General features: G+C 57.7%; 12 protein-coding genes and 1 tRNA gene. 3 read left to right on the top strand and 10 right to left on the bottom strand.

Annotated elements, in window-relative coordinates:
• Positions 1–108 precede the first annotated feature (108 nt).
• The 3 genes from pepN to rpoB form a co-directional block, all read right to left on the bottom strand.
• A complete protein-coding gene (pepN, locus tag BSR28_RS00680; protein ID WP_073713033.1) occupies positions 109–2,676 on the bottom strand; it encodes an aminopeptidase N in 2,568 nt (855 codons plus the stop codon).
• A gap of 254 nt (positions 2,677–2,930) precedes the next feature.
• Positions 2,931–6,830 (bottom strand): DNA-directed RNA polymerase subunit beta', encoded by a 3,900-nt coding sequence (locus tag BSR28_RS00685; RefSeq protein ID WP_073708591.1) that lies wholly within the window; start codon positions 6,828–6,830, stop codon positions 2,931–2,933.
• A 31-nt stretch (positions 6,831–6,861) separates the two neighbouring features.
• The gene (gene rpoB, locus BSR28_RS00690) at positions 6,862–10,350 is read right to left on the bottom strand and encodes a DNA-directed RNA polymerase subunit beta (protein WP_083562816.1); all 3,489 of its coding nucleotides are present in this window, start codon (positions 10,348–10,350) and stop codon (positions 6,862–6,864) included.
• Between the two features lie 342 nt (positions 10,351–10,692).
• Here rpoB and BSR28_RS00695 point away from each other — a divergent pair, with 342 nt between their 5' ends.
• Both BSR28_RS00695 and BSR28_RS00700 read left to right on the top strand, forming a co-directional pair.
• The gene (locus tag BSR28_RS00695) at positions 10,693–12,498 is read left to right on the top strand and encodes an ABC transporter ATP-binding protein/permease (protein ID WP_073713034.1); all 1,806 of its coding nucleotides are present in this window, start codon (positions 10,693–10,695) and stop codon (positions 12,496–12,498) included.
• Entirely contained in the window at positions 12,495–14,339 is a 1,845-nt protein-coding gene (locus BSR28_RS00700) for an amino acid ABC transporter ATP-binding/permease protein (protein WP_083562818.1), read from the top strand. The genes BSR28_RS00695 and BSR28_RS00700 overlap by 4 nt, the downstream gene beginning before the upstream one ends.
• Positions 14,340–14,623: 284 nt before the next feature.
• Here the strand turns inward: BSR28_RS00700 and rplL are convergent, their stop codons facing one another.
• The 5 genes from rplL to nusG form a co-directional block, all read right to left on the bottom strand.
• Positions 14,624–15,010, bottom strand: coding sequence for a 50S ribosomal protein L7/L12 (gene rplL / locus BSR28_RS00705; protein WP_073708589.1), 387 nt, complete (start codon positions 15,008–15,010; stop codon positions 14,624–14,626).
• A gap of 69 nt (positions 15,011–15,079) precedes the next feature.
• Positions 15,080–15,601, bottom strand: coding sequence for a 50S ribosomal protein L10 (gene rplJ, locus BSR28_RS00710; protein WP_073708588.1), 522 nt, complete (start codon positions 15,599–15,601; stop codon positions 15,080–15,082).
• Between the two features lie 429 nt (positions 15,602–16,030).
• The gene (rplA, locus tag BSR28_RS00715; protein ID WP_073708587.1) at positions 16,031–16,744 is read right to left on the bottom strand and encodes a 50S ribosomal protein L1; all 714 of its coding nucleotides are present in this window, start codon (positions 16,742–16,744) and stop codon (positions 16,031–16,033) included.
• Positions 16,745–16,833: 89 nt separating this feature from the next.
• On the bottom strand, positions 16,834–17,265 hold the full coding sequence (gene rplK / locus BSR28_RS00720) for a 50S ribosomal protein L11 (protein ID WP_073708586.1): 432 nt from the start codon (positions 17,263–17,265) through the stop codon (positions 16,834–16,836).
• Between the two features lie 156 nt (positions 17,266–17,421).
• A complete protein-coding gene (gene nusG, locus BSR28_RS00725) occupies positions 17,422–18,261 on the bottom strand; it encodes a transcription termination/antitermination protein NusG (protein ID WP_073708762.1) in 840 nt (279 codons plus the stop codon).
• A 288-nt stretch (positions 18,262–18,549) separates the two neighbouring features.
• Between nusG and BSR28_RS00730 the strand changes: the two genes are divergently transcribed.
• Complete coding sequence (locus BSR28_RS00730; RefSeq protein WP_073713035.1) at positions 18,550–19,926, top strand: hypothetical protein; 1,377 nt, start codon at positions 18,550–18,552, stop codon at positions 19,924–19,926.
• Positions 19,927–20,040: 114 nt separating this feature from the next.
• Here the strand turns inward: BSR28_RS00730 and secE are convergent, their stop codons facing one another.
• Positions 20,041–20,268 (bottom strand): preprotein translocase subunit SecE, encoded by a 228-nt coding sequence (secE, locus tag BSR28_RS00735; RefSeq protein ID WP_089024654.1) that lies wholly within the window; start codon positions 20,266–20,268, stop codon positions 20,041–20,043.
• A 45-nt stretch (positions 20,269–20,313) separates the two neighbouring features.
• A tRNA-Trp gene (locus BSR28_RS00740) sits at positions 20,314–20,386 on the bottom strand.
• Positions 20,387–20,411 lie beyond the last annotated feature (25 nt).

Raw genomic sequence — 20,411 nt, forward strand, 5'->3', positions numbered from 1 at the left:
GTTGATAGCTTAGTGGGTTGAACAGGAATTAGCGAAGTCGCCCTCCGGGAGTACCGGAGGGCGACTTACTTAGCTTAAGCAGCTGGGCTAGCTTTTCGCGAGCTGGCCTTACTTGACGGCCTGAACGCGTAGGGAGCGCTCAACAGCGTCTAGGCGTTCTGAGATGAGGCGGATCAGAGCAGCAGAGGTGTCAGCCTCAGTGTTCTTCACCAACCAGGCCTTAGCGGCTAGCTGCGGTGCTTCGAGACCGTCCTTCTGGCCGGCTAGCGGTGCCGGGAACAGTAGTAGGGCGATGGTTTCTGCGGTGTGGTGGGTGTTGGATTCCCACATGTTCTTCACGTCCTGGAAGAAGGAAACCACGATGCCGCTGTACAGTTCGGGCTGTAGGGCAGCCTGTGCCCAGAGGCCGCGCATCATGTTGATGCGGGTATCGTTCGGCAGTGACTGGTCGTGCATGCAGGCCTCGTAGGTGGCCTTCTTGACTTCCGCGGTGGGGACCTGGGCGCGAGCGCCAGCAGCGCGCTGCTTACCGGTTAGGGTCGGGTCTTCCTTTTCCATGTCGCGGATTTCAGCTTCACCGTAGACACCGGCAGCGACTAGCTTCTGGACTAGGGCCCACTGGATTTCGACGTTGACGTCGAATTCGGGTAGGACTACTTCACCAGCGTGTAGGGCCTTAACCCAAGCTAGCTGCTCTTCGTTGGTGGCGTAAGAGATAGCCATCTTGGCGGTCTGTAGCTGGGCGTCAGAGCCGGGCTTAGCGTTTTCAGCTAGGGCACGGAGCGCGTCAGCGGCTTCCACGAATAGTTCGCGGCGGTCGGCCGGAGCAACGAAGGTGGATAGCGTGTGGGCTAGGTTGCGTAGCTGCAGGGTCATGACCATGGAGTTGTCTTCCACGGTTAGTTCGCGTAGCACTAGGCGGGCGAAGAAAGCCGGGGATAGTTCAGCGTCACGGGTCATGTCCCAAGCGGAGGCCATGATGATGGAGCGGGTCAACGGGTCGGTGAACTTGTCGATGCTCTTCTGGGCGTTTTCTAGCGAGTATTCGTCTAGACGTAGCTTGGTGTAGGTGAGGTCGCCGTCGTTGAGCAGTAGCACGTCGGGGCGGGCCTGGCCGACTAGTCCGGGGACCTCGGTGAGGTCGCCGGTGACGTCTAGTTCAATGTGGAAGACGCGTTCCATTTCGGTGCCGGCAGCGTTTAGGCTGTAACCACCGACGGCCATGCGGTGCGGACGTAGGGAGGCACCAGCGTTGAAGGATTCCTGGCGGATCTTAACGGAGGTGTAGTTACCGTTGCCGTCTACCTCAACCTCGGGGCGCATGAGGTTTACGCCGGCTTCCTCTAGCCAGACCTTGGCCCAAGTGGACAGGTCACGGCCGGAGGCAGCTTCGAGTTCGTTTAGTAGGTCGTCGACGACGGTGTTGCTCCAAGAGTGCTTCTTGAAGTAGGCGCGTAGGCCTTCGGTGAAGGCTTCACGGCCCACGTAGGAGGCTAGCTGGCGTAGGACCGCAGCACCCTTAGCGTAGGTGATGCCGTCGAAGTTGACCTCTACGTCCTGTAGGTCGCGGATGGGGGCGACGATCGGGTGGGTGGACGGTAGCTGGTCCTGGTTCATACCCCAGTCCTTACGCATGGTGAAGCCGGTCCAAGAGTCGGTCCAACGGGTGGCTTCGGCTAAGGCTAGGTGGGACATGTATTCGGCGAAGGATTCGTTGAGCCAGAGGTCGTTCCACCACTTCATGGTGACTAGGTCACCGAACCACATGTGGGCTAGTTCGTGCAGGATGGTGTTGGCACGGGATTCGACCTGGGCTTCCGAGGGGGTTGCGCGGAATAGCATTTCGTCGCGGAAGGTGACGCAGCCGGCGTTTTCCATAGCACCAGCGTTGTATTCGGGGACGAAGATCTGGTCGTACTTGCGGAAGGGGTAGGCACAACCGTATTCGTTTTCGAAGAATTCGAAACCGCGACGGGTGATGTCCATGATTTCTTCTGCGTCTAGGTACTTCTCTAGGGAGGGGCGGCAGTAGACGCCCAGCGGGATGACGCGACCGTCAGCGCTGGTTAGTTCACCGGTGCGGCCCACGTAGGGGCCGGCGACGATGGCGGTGATGTAGGTGGAGATCTTCTCTGATTCGCTGAATTCGAAGACTGCGGAGTCACCTTCGAAGCGGGGCTCCGGGGTGGGCGAGTTGGAGAAGACGGTCCAGTGCTTGGGGGTGCGCACGGTGAAGGTGTAGGTGGCCTTCAGGTTGGGCTGTTCGAAGGTGGTGTAGACGCGGCGTGCATCCGGGACCTCGAACTGGCTGTAGGTGTAGGCTTCGCCGTCGACGGGGTCAACGAAGCGGTGTAGGCCTTCACCGGTGTGCATGTAGAGGCAGTCAGCCTTGACGGTTAGGGTGTTTTCTTCCTGTAGGCCGCTGAGGGCGATGCGGGAATCGGAGAAGACCTTTTCCGGGGCTAGGGATTCACCGTTTAGGGTGATTTCGTGGATGTTGTCTGCAATCAGGTCCGCGAAGGTGGCGGAGTTCTTCTGGGCAGTGAACTTGATGGTGGTTTCGGATCCAAAGATTCGGTCACCCTTGGTGAGGTCTAGGTAGACTTCGTAGTTTTCGACCTGGATGAGGTCGGAGCGCGTCATTGCTTCTTCGCGAGTTAGATTAGTTCCCGGCATGAATAGCCTTTCACTCTAGTAGATAAATTCGGATACCGTCCTATTCTCCCACGCTCCCCTGCTTTTTTATATATGTTGATAGCTTGATTTCGCGCTTGGCTAGTATTTCGTCACATTTTCCGAGGGGGCTGCCTTCCTTTCCGGACTTTCTACCCGTCCGCCCTTTTCAGCTAGTACTAGTGGGCAAATAGGGCTGAGCCCCAAGGAGTTTTATTCCTTGGGGCTCAGCTAGGTTGGCTTTTTAACGGCCTAGTTTAGAAACCGTCAGAGAAAGCTGCACCGAAGTCCAGTCCAGCGAAGAAGGGATCTTCTTCGATGGCCGGGGTGCCTTCCATGTCGGCACGGGTCAGACCGATTTCGTCCATGGCTTCCTGGGTGGGTTCCACGATCACTTCCTGGTAGCGCTGCAGGCCGGTACCAGCCGGGATGAGCTTACCGAGGATGACGTTTTCCTTGAGGCCAACTAGCGGATCGGACTTGCCGGTCATCGCAGCTTCGGTCAGGACCTTGGTGGTTTCCTGGAAGGAAGCGGCAGATAGCCAGGAGTCGGTGGCTAGTGAAGCCTTGGTGATACCCATTAGTTCCGGACGTGCCGAGGCGGGCTTGCGGCCTTCCGCCATGACGCGCTTGTTTTCGCGCTTGTAGGCGGCCTGGTCGATTAGCTCACCGGGTAGCAGGTTGGTGTCACCGGAGTCGATCACGGTTACGCGACGGAGCATCTGACGGACGATCACTTCAATGTGCTTGGAGTGAATGTCTACACCCTGGGAGCGGTACACTTCCTGAACTTCGGCCACCAGCTGACGCTGGGTTTCGTTCTGGCCCTTGATGCGTAGGAGCTTCTTCGGGTCGATGCGGCCTTCGGTGAGCTGTTCGCCAGCTTCGATGTGGTCGCCTTCGCGAACGCGTAGTTCCTGACGGCGGGAAACTTCCACCACGAGGTCTTCATCGCCGTCATCGCGGACGATGATGACGCGGCGTGCGGCCGGATCTTCGTCGTCAATCTTGATGCGACCGGAAGCCTCTGCGATTTCTGCTTCACCCTTCGGGGTACGAGCTTCGAAGAGTTCCTGAACACGAGGTAGACCCTGGGTAATATCCGCAGCCGAGGCGACACCACCGGTGTGGAAGGTACGCATGGTTAGCTGGGTACCGGGTTCACCAATGGACTGGGCGGCGATAATACCAACGGCTTCGCCGATGTCAACGCGCTTACCGGTGGCCAGTGAACGACCATAGCAGGCAGCACAGCAGCCTACGGCGGATTCACAGGTCAGCACGGAGCGGACGGTGATTTCGGTGACGCCGGCAGCGATTAGCTGCTCGATGAGGACGTCGCCAACATCCTGGCCGGCGTGGGCGACGACGTTGCCGTCGGCGTCCTTCACGTCCTTGGCTAGGGTACGGGCGTAAGCGGTGGTTTCGACAATGTCGAGTTCCACAACCTGGCCGTCCTTTTCTTCACCGATCGGCATGAGCAGACCCTTGCGGGTGCCACAGTCTTCTTCACGGATGATGACGTCCTGGGAGACGTCAACTAGACGACGGGTTAGGTAACCGGAGTCTGCGGTACGAAGCGCGGTATCGGCTAGACCCTTACGAGCACCGTGGGTAGCGATGAAGTATTCCAGAACGGAAAGGCCTTCACGGTAGTTCGACTTAATGGGTCGTTCAATTAGCTTCTGCTTCGGGTCAGACACTAGACCACGCATACCAGCGATCTGGCGAATCTGGTCCCAGTTACCACGAGCACCGGAGTAAACCATGCGGTAAACGGTGTTGCGCTCGGGGAAGTTGGCGCGCATCGCGGCGGCCACTTCGTCGGTAGCTTCGGTCCAGATGTTGACCAGGTCAACGTAGCGTTCTTCTTCCTTGGTAGCACCGAGTTCGAAGTCTTCCTGAGTCTTAGCTGCACGAGCTTCGTACTTGGCTAGGATTTCCGGCTTGTCGGCGGGGCCCACAATGTCGGTGAACGCAATGGTAATACCGGAGCGAGGTGCCCAGTCGTAACCGGCCTGCTTGAGGGCGTCTAGGGACGCGGCAACCAGGGCCTTGGGGTAGCGTTCAGCTAGATCGTTAACGATCTTACCTAGCTGCTTCTTGGTGACTTCGTGGTTTACGAAGGGGTATTCAACCGGCAGAGTGTCGTTGAATAGGGTGCGGCCTAGTGAGGTGACTAGGTCGATCGGGTCGCCTTCGTTCCAGCCTTCCGGAGCTACCCAGTCGCGCGGGGGCACTAGGGATTCGAAGCGGATGATGCACTGGGCGTTGAGGTGTAGTTCCCCAGCGTCGTGCGCCATGATGGCTTCGGCTACGGAAGAGAAGCGCGGTAGTACCGGGTTGCCCTCATTGTCGACCTTGACCTCTACCTCGGGATCGGGGTTGGAGGTTAGGTGGAACAGACCAATAACCATGTCCTGTGCCGGGATGGTCACGGGGCGACCATCGGAAGGCTTGAGGATGTTGTTGGAGGAGAGCATTAGGATGCGTGCTTCAGCCTGTGCTTCAGCACCTAGCGGTAGGTGCACAGCCATCTGGTCACCGTCGAAGTCCGCGTTGAATGCGGTACAAACTAGCGGGTGTAGCTGGATAGCCTTACCTTCAACTAGCTGCGGTTCGAAGGCCTGAATACCTAGGCGGTGCAGGGTAGGTGCACGGTTTAGTAGCACGGGGTGCTCGCGAATGACCTCGTCGAGGACGTCCCAAACCTCGCGGCGCTGGCGTTCGACCATGCGCTTGGCGGCCTTGACGTTCTGTGCGAACTTGCGTTCTTCTAGGCGCTTCATGACGAAGGGCTTGAAGAGTTCTAGGGCCATCTGCTTGGGCAGACCACACTGGTGTAGCTTGAGCTGCGGGCCGACAACGATAACGGAACGGCCTGAGTAGTCAACACGCTTACCTAGTAGGTTCTGACGGAAACGACCCTGCTTACCCTTGAGCATGTCCGAGATGGACTTGAGCGGGCGGTTGGAGGGGCCGGTAACCGGGCGACCGCGACGACCGTTGTCGAAGAGGGCGTCTACAGATTCCTGTAGCATGCGCTTTTCGTTGTCAACGATGATTTCCGGAGCGTTTAGTTCCAGTAGTCGCTTTAGACGGTTGTTACGGTTGATGACACGACGGTAGAGGTCGTTTAGGTCCGAGGTAGCGAAGCGGCCACCGTCGAGCTGCACCATGGGGCGCAGGTCCGGCGGGATAACCGGGACGTAGTCTAGGACCATACCGACCGGGGAGGTGCCGGTGGAGAGGAAAGCGTTGACGACCTTGAGGCGCTTGAGGGCGCGGGTGCGACGCTGACCGGAACCATTTTCGATGATTTCGCGTAGTTCCTTAGCTTCAGCTTCTAGGTCGAAGTTCTCTAGGCGGCGCTTAACAGCGGCAGCACCCTTTGAGCCTTCGAAGTAGATGCCGTAGCGCATCTGCATCTCACGGAAGACGGCGTCGGAGCCTTCTAGCATGCCCACCTTGAGGGACTTGAAGCGGTCCCAGACTAGGTCGGTGAAAGCTAGGTCTTCTTCGAAGCGACGGCGGATTTCCGCCATGTCCTTCTCAGCAGCCTTCTGTAGCTTTTCCTTAGCGGCGGACTTAGCACCTTCCTTTTCGAGGGCTAGTAGGTCGCTCTCCAAGCGCATGGCGCGCTCTTCGATGGCCTGGTCGCGCTGCATTTCTACGTTCTTGCGTTCTACTTCGAGTTCCTTCGAGAGGTTCGGTAGGTCCGCGGCGCGGCCTTCCTCATCTACGTCGGTAATCATGTAGGCGGCAAAGTAGATGACCTTTTCTAGGTCCTTGGGTGCCAGGTCCAGTAGGTAGCCTAGGCGTGAGGGCACGCCCTTGAAGTACCAGATGTGGGTGACGGGTGCGGCCAGCTTAATGTGACCCATCCGTTCACGGCGGACCTTGGAACGGGTGACCTCTACGCCACAGCGTTCACAAACGATGCCCTTGTAGCGGACACGCTTGTACTTACCACAGGCGCATTCCCAGTCACGGGTGGGGCCAAAGATGCGTTCGCAGAAGAGGCCGTCCCGTTCGGGCTTGAGGGTACGGTAGTTGATGGTCTCAGGCTTTTTAACTTCGCCGTGGGACCAGGCCTGGATGTCCTCAGAGGTGGCCAGGCCGATGTGTAGTTTGTCGAAGACGTTTGCGTCGAGCAAGGGATACTCCTATATGTGACTTTAAAGCGGATCAGATCTCGTCGACGGAGCCGGCGGCGCCACCGGGGCGAGCCCCGAGGTTGATGCCTAGCTCTTCGGTGGCACGCTGGCCATCCTCGTCTTCGTCTTTCAGGTCAATGGCGTTACCCTCGAAGTCAAGGGCCTGTACGTTCAAGCACAGGGAGCGCATTTCCTGGATGAGCACTCGGAATGATTCCGGAATGCCGGGCTCGGGGATGTCCTCGCCCTTCACAATCGCTTCGTAGACCTTCACACGACCGGTGATGTCGTCAGACTTAATGGTCAGAAGTTCCTGCAGTGCGTATGCCGCACCGTATGCCTCAAGGGCCCAAACTTCCATTTCACCGAAACGCTGGCCACCGAACTGGGCTTTACCACCCAGAGGCTGCTGCGTAATCATGGAGTAAGGACCGGTGGAACGGGCGTGGATCTTGTCGTCAACCAAGTGGTGTAGCTTCAGCATGTACATGTAGCCGACGGAGATCGGGTACGGGTACGGTTCACCACTGCGGCCGTCGAATAGGCGGGCCTTACCGTTCGGGGCGACCATACGTTCGCCGTCACGGTTCGGGCGGGTGTGAGCCAGCATGCCTAGTAGTTCGTCGTCGCGCACACCGTCGAAGACGGGGGTGGCAACGCGAGTACGCGGTTCGGCGGTGGCGGCCTCGGCCGGTAGGTTCTTGGTCCATTCCTTAGCCTGTTTCATGGCTTCGGTGACGTCCCAACCCTGAGCGGCGATCCAGCCTAGGTGTAGTTCTAGGACCTGGCCGACGTTCATACGACCGGGAACACCTAGCGGGTTCAGGATGATATCCACCGGGGTACCGTCCTCTAGGAACGGCATGTCTTCGATGGGTAGCACCTTGGAGACAACACCCTTGTTACCGTGACGACCTGCCATCTTGTCACCGATGGTGATCTTACGACGCTGAGCGATGAACACGCGGACGCGCTGCTTAACGCCGGGGGCTAGGTCTTCACCGTCGGTGTGTTCCTGCACGCCAATGACGATGCCGGATTCACCGTGGGGAACACGGAGGGAGGTGTCGCGAACTTCGCGGGCCTTTTCGCCGAAGATGGCGCGTAGTAGACGCTCTTCGGAGTTCAGTTCGGTTTCACCCTTCGGGGTGACCTTACCGACTAGGATGTCGCCAGCGTTGACTTCAGCACCGATGCGGATGATGCCGCGTTCGTCTAGGTGAGACAGTGCTTCTTCAGAGACGTTCGGGATGTCGCGGGTGATTTCTTCGTCACCGAGCTTGGTTTCACGAGCGTCAATTTCGTGCTCTTCAATGTGGATTGAGGTGAGGACGTCTTCTTCTACGACACGACGGGATAGGATGATCGCGTCTTCGTAGTTCAGACCTTCCCACGGCATGAAGGCCACGAGCAGGTTCTTACCAAGGGCTAGTTCGCCGCCGTCGGTAGCGGGGCCATCAGCGATGACCTGTCCGACCTCGACGCGCTGACCGGCATCGACCACGACGTGGTGGTTGGTGCAGTTGCCCTGGTTCGAGCGCTGGAACTTTTCCATGTAGTAGTAGTTGCGTTCGCCCTCGTCGGTCATTACGACGACGTAGTCGGCGCAGACTTCCTGAACGACACCAGCGTTCTGGGCGACGATGACGTCACCGGCGTCCACGGCGGCACGGCGTTCCATGCCGGTACCCACTAGCGGGGCTTCGGGGACTAGCAACGGCACGGCCTGACGCTGCATGTTGGCGCCCATGAGCGCGCGGTTAGCGTCGTCGTGTTCGAGGAAGGGGATCATGGCGGTTGCGACGGACACCATCTGGCGGGCCGAAACGTCCATGTAGTCTACGTCTTCTGCTGGGAAGAGCGCGGGGTCAGAGCCGGCTAGACGGCACAGTACCTGGTCTTCGACGAAGCGTCCGTCTGCGTCGAGGGCGGCGGAAGCCTGAGCGATGACCTTGCGGTCTTCCTGGGTGGCGGTTAGGTAGTGCACTTCGTCGGTTACCTGGCCGTCGCGGACCACCCGGTAGGGGGTCTCAACGAAGCCGAAGGGGTTAATGCGAGCGAAGGTTGCCAGTGAACCGATTAGACCAATGTTCGGGCCTTCAGGGGTTTCAATGGGGCACATACGACCGTAGTGGGTCGGGTGGACGTCTCGGACTTCCATGCCGGCGCGGTCACGGGATAGACCGCCGGGGCCCAGGGCGGACAGACGACGCTTGTGGGTTAGACCGGCAAGCGGGTTGTTCTGGTCCATGAACTGGGATAGCTGGGAGGTGCCGAAGAATTCCTTGATGGAGGCGACGACCGGGCGAATGTTGATCAAGGACTGCGGGGTGATAGCGTCCGCATCCTGGGTGGTCATACGTTCGCGGACGACGCGTTCCATGCGGGCTAGGCCGGTGCGGACCTGACCCTGGATTAGTTCACCAACGGCGCGGATACGACGGTTACCGAAGTGGTCGATATCGTCGGATTCAACGCGAACAGCGGACTTTTCGCCGTCGTTTTCAACCTCTAGTTCGACGTCGCCCTTGTGTAGGGACAGCATGTAGCGCAGGGCGGTGACGATGTCTTCAAGGGTGAGCACGGACTGGTGCAGGTCTTCCTGCAGGCCTAGCTTGCTGTTGATCTTGAAGCGACCCACCTTGGCTAGGTCGTAGCGCTTGGGGTTGAAGTAGAAGTTGTTTAGTAGGCTACGGCCGGCTTCGACGGAAGCGGGTTCACCGGGGCGTAGCTTCTTGTACATATCCACGATGGCTTCGTCGGTGGTGTTGACGGAGTCGTTGTCTAGGCCGGCTAGCAGGATCGGGTAGTCGGCGAACTGTTCGCGGATTTCGGTTTCGCTCATGCCTAGGGCACGGAGGAAGTGGGTAACCGGCTGCTTACGCTTGCGGTCTACGCGGACGGTGACGGCGTCGCGACGGTCGATTTCTAGTTCCAACCAGGCACCGCGTGAGGGGATGACCTTGGTGGAGAAGATTTCTTTGTCGGAGGTCCGGTCGGCGCCACGTTCAAAGTAGACACCGGGGGAACGGACTAGCTGGGAAACGACGACACGTTCGGTACCGTTGATGATGAAGGTACCGCGTTCGGTCATGAGCGGGAAGTCGCCCATGAAGACCGTCTGTGATTTGATTTCGTCGGTTTCGTAGTTGTTGAACTCAGCGGTGACGTATAGGGGTGCTGAGTAGGTCTTGTCCTTTAGGCGACATTCATCCGGGGTGAACTTGGGGTCTTCCAGGGTGAAGTCCGAGAAGGACAGGGACATGGTTTGGGCGAAGTCTTCGATCGGAGAGATTTCGTCGAAGATTTCCTGTAGGCCGGAAATGTCCGGTACGGATCCAGCGGCACCGGAGGCCTTAGCCTGTGCGACCCGGTTTTGCCAATTTTCTAGGCCGAGCAACCATTCGAAGCTCTGGATCTGCAGGTCCAGTAGGTTCGGGGCTTCGAGGGGTTCACGAAGCTTAGCGAATGAGAGGCGGCCGGAGGGCTGAATTGCGGCAGAGTTACTCTGGGCAGTCAAAGGGTTTCCTTCCCTGCTAGCGGTGTTTTGCGCGCACACAAACGGTCCCTAACTGATGTTGTCCAACCAATACCCTGCGCTCTAATAGGCATCTGGATACAACTCACCTCGGACTAACGCAAGTGCAACTCACTAGAGTACTAGATTTTGGGATTTTCCGCAAGGATATGGTATAAGGTCACTTTTTCTGACAGGTCACACTTCAACTTTGACATTTCACCCGTTCCTGTAATAACAAAAGGGGAATGTTGCATAAATCTGGCCAACCGCCCAGAACCTCGTTTATTATAGGTTAGCCTGACCTAAGAAATAACCTATTTTGGTCTCTAACGAGGAAGTGACATGCCCGCTAAAAAGCGCAAACTCCCAGAGGGAACGCCCCACGTTAAAACCCCCGAAGATCGCAGCGATAACCTTATCGCGATCCTACTTAGCGGCATCAGCGTCGTCTCTGCCGTCGGCGCCCTACGCGGCCTAGGCATCGCCCTAGACTACCTAGCCAACGGCGCCCCCACCCCGGGCAGCCTAATCGGGATCATCATCTTCCTCACCCTGTTTGCCGGCCTTACCGGGGGCGCACGCCTGACCACCTCGTACCGGTCCGCGATCCGCGCCGAAAGCCGCGTCCGCACGCGCCTGCTAAAAGCCAGCCTCAGCCAGCCCGCTCAGGCCCAGGCCGAGGGCGAAAAGCGCTCTGGCGCAATCATCAACATGATGACCGACGGGGCCGAACGCCTCATGCTCTACCGTCAAACCTTCATTCCCCAGGTCGTCGGCGCGGTCGCCACTCCCCTACTGATCATTGCCGTGATCGCCCTATGGGACTGGCTGAGCGCCCTGATCCTACTAGCCTGCATTCCCCTGATTCCACTATTGGTCCGCGGCTTCATGAAGGTCATGCGTAAGGTTTCTGCGAACTCCCGCAAGAACCGCAACCGCCTGGCCGCCGCCTACCTAGACGCTATCGAAGGCATGGACACCCTGCAGTTGCTGGTGGCCGCCCGCCGCGTCGGTAAAGACCTAGCCCAGCAGGGGGAAGAGAATCGCCGTTCGATCATGCGCCTCCTAGCAGGCAACCAGCTAGTTCTATTCGTGATCGACATTTCCTTCTCCCTCTTCATGGTGGCCGCAACTACCCTACTGGCCCTGTGGCGTTGGGAAACCGGGGCGATCACCCCGGGGATGGCCGCCTTCATGATCCTGGTTTCCATCCTGCTACTAGAGCCCATCGACCAGGTGGGTGCCTTCTTCTACGTGGGCATGGGCGGAATGGCCGCTCAGCGTGCCGCCCGCACCTACCTAGCCGAAAAGGAAGGCCTAGAAAGCGCAAGTACCAACCAGGGCGACGAGGCCGCTACCTCGCCCGAACCGGAAAAGCCGGCTGCCTCAGCAGAATCAGACAAGCCGGCACCCTCGCCCGAACCGGAAAAGCCGGCCACCCCGGCCCCCGAACTAGCTGGTACCGACTTGGCTACCCGGAACCTGACCTTCGCCTACCCGGACAAGCCCGACGTCTTCAGCGACGTCAAACTAGCGATCGAACCCGGACAGCGCATCGCCCTGGTCGGTCCCTCCGGCCAAGGCAAGTCCACGCTCCTGAACCTACTGGCAGGCGAACTAGAAGCCAAAAAGGGACAGATCTTCATTGACGGACAGCCCGCCACCGCTCAGGAACTACGCCGCCACAGCGCGGTAGTGGCCCAAAGTACCTGGCTATTTGCCGGAACCGTGGCCGAAAACCTACGCCTAGTCGCCCCGGAAGCCAGCGAAGCGGAACTGTGGATCGCCCTCGAGCAGGCGCAGGTCGCCGCCGAAATCAAACGCCTCCCCAAGGGACTAGAAACCGTAGTGGGCGAACGCGGCTACGGACTTTCCGGCGGCCAAGCCCAGCGCATCTCACTGGCCCGAGCGCTACTTTCCGGCCGCCAAACCCTACTACTAGACGAACCCACCAGCGCGGTGGACCTAGATTCCGAAGCGCGAATCTCGGCCGCCCTAGCCCAGCTAGGTAAGGAACGGACCCTGCTGATGGTCACCCACCGGGCTGGCCTACTGCCCGACGCGGACGAAGTCTGGACCATGAAGTCCGGGCACCTAGCACGTTCCACCACCTCGATGACCGCCACTGACCTGGAGGAAAGCAAATGAGCCAGTCAGAGTTCCCCACCCGTCACCGCGATCATTCGACCAGCCCCACACCCAAATCGGATTCAAAGGTTAAGGAAGCACAAGCAGTGGACGCAGCAGCTCCTAAGTACACACACCGCCAGTTGACCCGCTGGATGTTTAAGGTCACCCGCCCGGTCCTGGCTCCCCTATTGGCGTCCTCAGCCGCGCGTGTGGCCGACCAGATGCTGGGCGTGATCATGCTGGCCTACTGTGGTTGGCAGCTGGGCCTGCGCCTGACCGGACTGCCCCACGCCAGCCTGGGGCGCGTCGTCTTAGTGCTGGGCGGCATTGCGCTGGTCAAGGCGTTCCTGCGTTACCTAGAGCAGTTCACTGGGCACTTCGTGGCCTTTAAGGCCTTGGAGCTACTGCGTCGCGAAGCCTACGAGCACCTCTACCCGCAGGCTCCCGCCTTGACTCGTTCTGCTCGCGCCGGCGACCTGCTGGTTCGCGTCACTCGCGATATTGACCGGATCGAGGTCTTCTTCGCGCACACCTTCGCCCCGGCAGTGTCTGCGGTGCTGGTGCCGATCCTGACTTCGCTGCTGGCCTGGTACTGGGGTGCGGGTATCCTGGCGCTATTAATCCTGGCTTGCTATGCGGCCTCGTTGGCTGTAATCCTGCTTTTGGACCTTGGGTCGGCTCGTCGTGCAGCTAACCAGACCCTGCAGGTACGTTCCGGCATTGTCACCCAGGTTTCCGACATTATTGGTGGCAACCGGGAAATCCGCGGCTATGAGCTACAGGATGACTTCTTTAAGAAACAGCAGCAGGCCGAGGTCGAACTAGCTAAGGTCACTGCCCCCACCCACCTAGTTTTGGGCTTGCGTCGCGGCGTTACCTTTGGGGCGGTTATCGGCATGACCGTCCTGTTGACCCTAGTGGGCTTTAGCCAGGTTCGTGCCGGTCAGTTGACCCTACCGGTGGTGCTGGCGGTGGCGGCGGGTGCCTTCCGTGGTTGGGAGTCCGTGCGCGGGGTGGAGGACTTCTCTACCTTCCTCACGCAGTCTTTTGCTTCTGCCGCGCGCCTGCTGGAGTTGACCAGCGGTAAGCCGGTTCCAGAGGGTGGCACCCGGCCTCTGCCCGAGGGGCAGCTTCAGTTCAGCGCCCAGGACGTTGATTTCTATTACGAGGACGCGACCGGCCAGGCACACCAGGCCCTCAAGCAGGTCAGCATGGACGTGCCCGCCGGACAGTGGCATGCGCTGGTCGGCCCAACCGGTTGTGGTAAGTCCACGCTGGCTACCCTCTTTGCGCGTTACACGGATCCGCAAGCCGGCCAGCTACTGGTGGGTGGCCAGGACTTGCGCGAGACCCAGGTGGATGCCCTACGCAGCGCGGTCGTTTATGTTCCTCAGCGGGCTCACCTTTTCAATGACACGATTGCCGATAATCTGCGTCTGGCCGCCCCGGAGGCTTCCGAGCCTGAACTGTGGCGGGCGCTAGAGATCGCGCAGGTAGCTGAGGAAGTCCGTCAGATGCCCCAGGGCCTAGAGACGATGGTCGGTGAAAAGGGCACCGCGGTTTCGGGCGGTCAGCGTCAACGTTTAGCGATTGCCCGCGCAGTGTTGATGAACCCACGGGCGGTGATTTTGGATGAATCCACCGCGCACCTTAATGATGAGCTGGCCGCTCAGGTCCGACGTCAGCTTCGTGAGGCCCTGCCGCAGGCCACGATTCTGGAGATTACGCACCGGATTTCCCAGCTTGAGGGTGTTCAGACCGTGTGGGTGATGGATCAGGGACAGATTGTCCAGTCCGGTAAGCCCAGCGAGCTGGCCCAGCAACCTGGCGTCTTTGGTTCCCTGCTTAGCCGCGCGTAGTAGCGTATGCGGGTAAGCCGGGGATCTTCCCCCGTGGGGCTCAACCTAGCAAGCTAGGGGCTTGCCTCGGGATGAGCGTTCGCCCCGACGAGGTAGCTTCCCCGTGCCGCCCGCTTGGGCCCGCCTCAGGTTTGGGCCCACCTCAGGTTTGGGCCCACCTCAGGTTTTATCGCAAATAAAGTTTTCCCCCTACCTCGAAGGAGGTAGGGGGAAAACTTTTGCTTTTTGGAATCGTCCTAGTTGGTACTGCCTAGGCAGCCCGTTTAACTAGGGACGAGGCAAAATCACTTAACGGTGACCTTACCGCCGGCTTCTTCGATAGCAGCCTTGGCCTTTTCGGCTTCTTCCTTGTTAACGCCTTCTAGAACGGGCTTGGGAGCGCCGTCGACTAGGTCCTTAGCTTCCTTTAGACCTAGGGAGGTTAGGGCGCGAACGGCCTTGATAACGCCGATCTTCTTGTCGCCAGCGGATTCTAGGATGACGTCGAATTCGGTCTTTTCTTCAGCGTCTTCAGCAGCAGCAGCGCCGGGGGCAGCAGCAACAGCAACAGCGGCCGGAGCGGCAGCTTCAACGTCGAAGGTTTCTTCGAATAGCTTAACGAACTCGGATAGTTCGATTAGGGTCATTTCCTTGAAAGCTTCGAGCAGCTCTTCGTTGGTCAGTTTAGCCATTTTGGCAGTCCTTCCTAAATATGGTTCCTGCTTGATAAGCAGCGATTATGGGGTTTGATGCCTGAGGGATCAGGCAGCTTGTTCCTGCTTTTCGCGCAGGGCGTCCACGGTCCGAACAGTCTTGACTGCCGGGGCCTTGAACATGTAAGCGGCCTGGACCAGCTTGGCCTTCATGCCGCCTGCAGCCTTGGCCAGCAGTACGTCACGAGACTCGAGGTCAGCAAGCTGCTTAACAGCTTCAGCGGAAAGCTTCTGGCCTTCCATTGCACCAGACTTGACGACTAGTGCCTTGTTATCTTTAGCAAAGTCACGCAGTGCTTTCGCCGCGTCGACAGGTTCTCCGGTTACGAATGCCAGAGCGGTAGGACCGGTTAGGTCTTCGCTTAGGAACTCGAGGCCGGCTTCCTTCGCCGCGATCGAAGCTAGGGTGTTCTTTGCCACGGTGTATGTCGCGTTATCGCCTAGGGCGCGACGCAGCTCTTTCAGCTGGCCGACGCTCAGGCCGCGGTACTCAGTGAGCAATACAGCAGAGGAGCTACGGAATAGTTCCGTCAGCGCCTTTACCGCTGCTACTTTGTCAGGCCTTGCCATGGCCCTCCTTCCGATCGTAGCCGTTAGCTGGACACTAAAAAAGCCCCGGGCGCAGGAATGCACACGGGACTAACAAAAGTCTTTAAGCAATACCTGCGCTGGCGCCTTTTCAGGTCTTCTTCCACCCGGGTGGGCAGAAACCAACGGTCTTTGGCTTCCGATAGCTTAGCACAGTCACCGGGGGTCGCGGCAAGTCTGGAGACCCTAATTCGTAGGTGAGAAAGCGCACGCTCCCCCAGGGAGGTAAAAAGCGCTCCAAAATCAGGGAACACCCTCAGCCCCTATAGTCCAAGCCCACTTTTCGCAGCAAAAGACAGAAGCAACTTTTGGTACCGAGCCTAGGAAATCCACCCCTACCTAAAAACGAGGAGGCCTCACCGGTTAGTGGTGAGGCCCCCTCGGGAAAGATCTAAAAGATCAGTTGGTAACTCAGTTAGCAGCTTCGCTGGTTAGGTTACGGGTCTTGGTGGCATCTAGCGGGATACCGGGGCCCATGGTGGTGGACACGGTAGCCTTGGTGATGTAACGACCCTTAGCGGAAGCCGGCTTGAGGCGTAGGATTTCTTCCTGAGCAGCAGCGTAGTTTTCAACTAGCTGTTCCACAGAGAAGGAAGCCTTACCAACGATGAAGTGAAGGTTGGAGTGCTTGTCGACACGGAATTCGATACGGCCGCCCTTAATTTCGTTAACAGCCTTAGCGGTATCCATGGTGACGGTGCCGGTCTTGGGGTTCGGCATTAGGCCACGAGGACCTAGCACGCGACCTAGACGGCCAACCTTACCCATTAGGTCGGGGGTAGCAACAGCGACATCAAAGTCGGTGTAGCCCTTAGCGACCTTTTCGATTAGTTCGTCGCCGCCGACTTCGTCAGCACCTGCGTCGATGGCGGCCTGAGCCTTATCACCGACAGCAAAGACCAGGACCCTGGCGGTCTTGCCGGTGCCGTGAGGTAGGCTGACCGTACCGCGGACCATCTGGTCGGCTTTACGGGGGTCAACACCTAGGCGGAATGCGACCTCAACGGTCGAATCGAACTTAGTGGTAGCGGTTTCTTTGGCTAGCTTGAAAGCCTCGAGGGGAGCGTATAGTTCGCCCTCGTGGATCTTTTCTGCCGCCTTGCGGTAGTTCTTTGCGCGTTTCATTGCTGCATTTCTCCTTAGCAGTTAGTGGTGAACGGGCTGCGCAGCCCTTCCACTCTGGTGCGTGGTTGCACCGTTTCCAGGTTGAGGGATCAGCCCTCTACGTCGATGCCCATGGAGCGGGCGGTGCCGGCGATGATCTTGGACGCTGCGTCTAGATCGTTAGCGTTTAGGTCAGCCATCTTGAATTCGGCAATTTCACGAACCTGAGCGGCGGTTAGCTTACCGACCTTCTGGGTGTGAGGAACGCCAGAGCCCTTGGGAACACCAGCAGCCTTCTTGATTAGCTGTGATGCCGGCGGGGTCTTGGTGATGAAGCTGAAAGAACGGTCTTCGTAGACGGTGATTTCAACCGGAATAATGTTGCCACGCTGCGACTCGGTAGCCGCGTTGTAAGCCTTGCAGAACTCCATGATGTTTACGCCGTGCTGACCCAGAGCCGGACCAACCGGCGGTGCAGGGTTTGCGGCGCCAGCCTGGATCTGGAGTTTGATCAGGCCAGTTACCTTTTTCTTGGGAGCCATAAGTTAGGGTCCTTATTTTTCTAACGGTACGTAACACATTGTGCACGTAATGGACAGAAACACACTTCGCCTAAGCAAAGCGCAATTAGCAATGATATAGGCGCCGACTGTTTAAATCAACGCCGGCGCCTAATATCACAAATCTGGATGATGGAATCAGTCCTGCTTGGAGACGTCTTCCATGGCTAGTTCGGTGCTGGTATCGCGACCGAATAGGGTCAAGGTGACCACTAGCTTCTTGGATTCCGGCATGACTTCGGCGACCGTAGCGGTCTGACCGGCGAAGGGGCCGTTGATAACGGTGACGTTTTCGCCGATTTCGAATTCCACGCGGACAGCCTTTTCGGGGGTGGCAACCGCGGCGGCCTCGAGTTCACGGGTGAACTCCTGCTCGACCGAGGGAGCTAGCATTGCGTAGGCTTCCTGGAAGCTAAGCGGGGTGGGGATCTGGTCTTCGCGATCCTTTAGACGGGAGTCACCAACGAAGCCAGTTACGGCCGGGGTGTCCTTAACGGTACGAAGCACAGCGTTATCGGGGTCTAGGGACATGCGGACCATGACGTATCCGGGCATGCGAACGCGGGTGATCTTCTTACGGGTCGCGTTCTTCATTTCGATAACTTCTTCCATGGGGACTACCACTTCGTGGATGTAGTCTTCCATGTCTAGGGAGGCGCGACGCTGTTCTAGGTTGGCCTTTACCTTACGTTCGTGACCAGAGTAGGAGTGAACGATGTACCAGTTACCGGGTAGTAGGCGTAGGTCGTTGCGGAACTTGTTTAGGCGGTCGCGGATGGCCTTTTCTACGTCGACGGGACCTTCGGTGCTGTCTAGTAGTTCGTTGGCAGCCTCGGCTTCACCGTTTTCAGTGACGGCAGCTTCCGGAGCTTCTTCCGCGGCGGTTTCGCTTTCCACAGTTTCAGTTTCTTCTGCTTCAGTTTCCGCCTGGTCCACTACGAGTTCTTCGTTTTCGGGACTTGTGGGGTTTTCGCTCACGAGTTTCTCCTTAAAGGTTTTGGTCCCGAGGGCGCAAAATGCCTTTTCGGCCTGCCGGGACATATACGTCTGCCCGGCCACCGGGGCCGGGCAGTACACAGTTATGCGGCTATTATAGCGAAGAAAATCTTCCAGCGCTTCTCCCTTTACTTTCAGATTCCTCACGCTTTCTCACACCATTCAATAAGCGTTAAATTTTATTCTCTTTGGTCCTGAAAGTATTTTTAGCTTCCACTTACTCCCAGAAGTCCCTTGCATTTGTGTCTAAGGACGCGAAATAATGCGGCTATGCGAAAAAGTTCAGTTTTCCCACTAGTCATAATTCTTTCATTGGGCCTAAGCGCCTGCGCGTCTACCAGCTCTAAAACTCCCAGCACTTCAGAACCTAGCAGTGCACCTACGGTCGCCACTAGCGCCCAAACGCCCGAGTCCCAGAAGGTATCGGCCGAACAAGCTAAGGCTGAGCAAGAGTTCAAGAAATATCTAGACACGCTCAAAGAGATTGAGCAGGAAGCCCCGGAAACATCTGTTCTACGTGGTTTAAAAACACTTCATCCGGTCGCCCCTGAAGATCTGGGCGTGGTCTATAAGATCAACTTTGCAGATTTGGGACGGTATTGGGACCGCGGCGCTCCCCTGTCGTATCAAGATTTTATTCAAGGTAGTGGCCGAACCGCCTCCCGGGACCGGGTTTATTTCGCTTATGGTCAGCCACTTCCTCCCTTGAGCGTGGAGGTCGGACGAAGTCCCAAAATCGAGATGCTCTCACCAACAGAAATGAAGATCGAAGATGACTGGTCTGAAGAACCAGATCTTTACCGAGACACGAACCCGAATACTTCTAAGACCTCGGCGATCCTGAAGCTAGAACCCAACGGTAAGTTCACAATCAGTGGCACGCTGATTAACGTTAAGGACAGTGAAATCGCAAGGATTAATGAAGAGCTCCAGGCTCTACCGGCGGTTCCGTTACCACCCTCGATGCTATTAACCCAGGCCAAAGACCTTAAACCGGACTTCCGTAAACAGTTAGAAGAAGCGGATCAGAAGCTCAAGGAACGCCTAGCTCTAGCGGCTCAGGGTGAACTGCCGGCGTGGCCAGAGGACGGTAAAACTACTCCCAATAGCCAGACGGATACGTCTAAGTCTGCGCCTAAGGCAGCTCCAGGAAAAGAAGCTAGCCAGCAGAAGCCTGCGAATCTTCCTGCTGATGTGAAAATCCCGAAGGCCGTAGAGCCTTTCGCGGGGAAGCTTACGTGGCTAGAAACCATTCCCACCAAGCAGTGTGTAAGATGGAACTTCCAAGCCCCAGATGCCTCTTGTATGGCTTATGCCGGGGATTATTCCAATGCTGGAGGCGAAGAAGACTTTAGTAATGTGCAGTGCACAGTTCCGATTTGGGAACAGAATGGCGCTGCCGGGCAAAACAGCCGTGGATTCTCTAGCAGCCAGATCGCGATGGCAGACAACGGCGAAGCAGCCGCTCCCCAATCATCAATGTGGGATACAGGCTGCTACACCCCCACCGAAATCGCGTTTGAATCCAATACTGCCATCCGCTTTGGCAACCTAGCCTGCGCACAAAACCAAGACAGCCTGTTCTGCTGGGATACCCGAAATGGGAAGGGTTTTAAAGCCAACGCTAAGCAGTTTGTTAACTACTGATCGAACACAGATTTCCCGCAACAGGTAGGAATTGAAAAAGACGCACCGATTGGTGCGTCTTTTTCAATAAAGTATTGCTTTCTGAAAAGCAGTGTTTTCAGGATCGGATTAGGACTATGAGAAGACCAGTCCAGCGACCCAACCGAAGAATAGGTCGACCAAACCAATGAAAGCCATTAGTACGGCCACGAACACGATAACTACTAGGAAGTAGGTCCACAGTTCGTTTTTGGTGGGGTAAACGACCTTCTTAAGTTCGACGATTACTTCACGGATGAAACGTAAAATGCGCGCGAAGAAGCCAAGCTTCTCACTGTCCTTTGCGGGACTTGCTTCACTCACGGCTTCCTCCAGAGGTTATTTTAGATATCTATTTCGCCGGATTTGCAGGGCAGGCGGGACTCGAACCCACAACCGCCGGTTTTGGAGACCGGTGCGCTACCAATTGCGCCACTGCCCTATGGGACACTCTGAAGTAACTTCAG

This window comes from Boudabousia liubingyangii (assembly GCF_001907245.1).
Classification (GTDB): domain Bacteria; phylum Actinomycetota; class Actinomycetes; order Actinomycetales; family Actinomycetaceae; genus Boudabousia; species Boudabousia liubingyangii.

What these genes read in the sequence shown, in the direction of transcription:
- pepN (WP_073713033.1), bottom strand. Translation starts at nt 2,676, where the DNA reads ATGCCGGGAACTAATCTAACTCGCGAAGAAGCAATGACGCGCTCCGAC.
- BSR28_RS00695 (WP_073713034.1), top strand. Translation starts at nt 10,693, where the DNA reads ATGCCCGCTAAAAAGCGCAAACTCCCAGAGGGAACGCCCCACGTTAAA.
- BSR28_RS00700 (WP_083562818.1), top strand. Translation starts at nt 12,495, where the DNA reads ATGAGCCAGTCAGAGTTCCCCACCCGTCACCGCGATCATTCGACCAGC.
- rplL (WP_073708589.1), bottom strand. Translation starts at nt 15,010, where the DNA reads ATGGCTAAACTGACCAACGAAGAGCTGCTCGAAGCTTTCAAGGAAATG.
- rplJ (WP_073708588.1), bottom strand. Translation starts at nt 15,601, where the DNA reads ATGGCAAGGCCTGACAAAGTAGCAGCGGTAAAGGCGCTGACGGAACTA.
- rplA (WP_073708587.1), bottom strand. Translation starts at nt 16,744, where the DNA reads ATGAAACGCGCAAAGAACTACCGCAAGGCGGCAGAAAAGATCCACGAG.
- rplK (WP_073708586.1), bottom strand. Translation starts at nt 17,265, where the DNA reads ATGGCTCCCAAGAAAAAGGTAACTGGCCTGATCAAACTCCAGATCCAG.
- BSR28_RS00730 (WP_073713035.1), top strand. Translation starts at nt 18,550, where the DNA reads ATGCGAAAAAGTTCAGTTTTCCCACTAGTCATAATTCTTTCATTGGGC.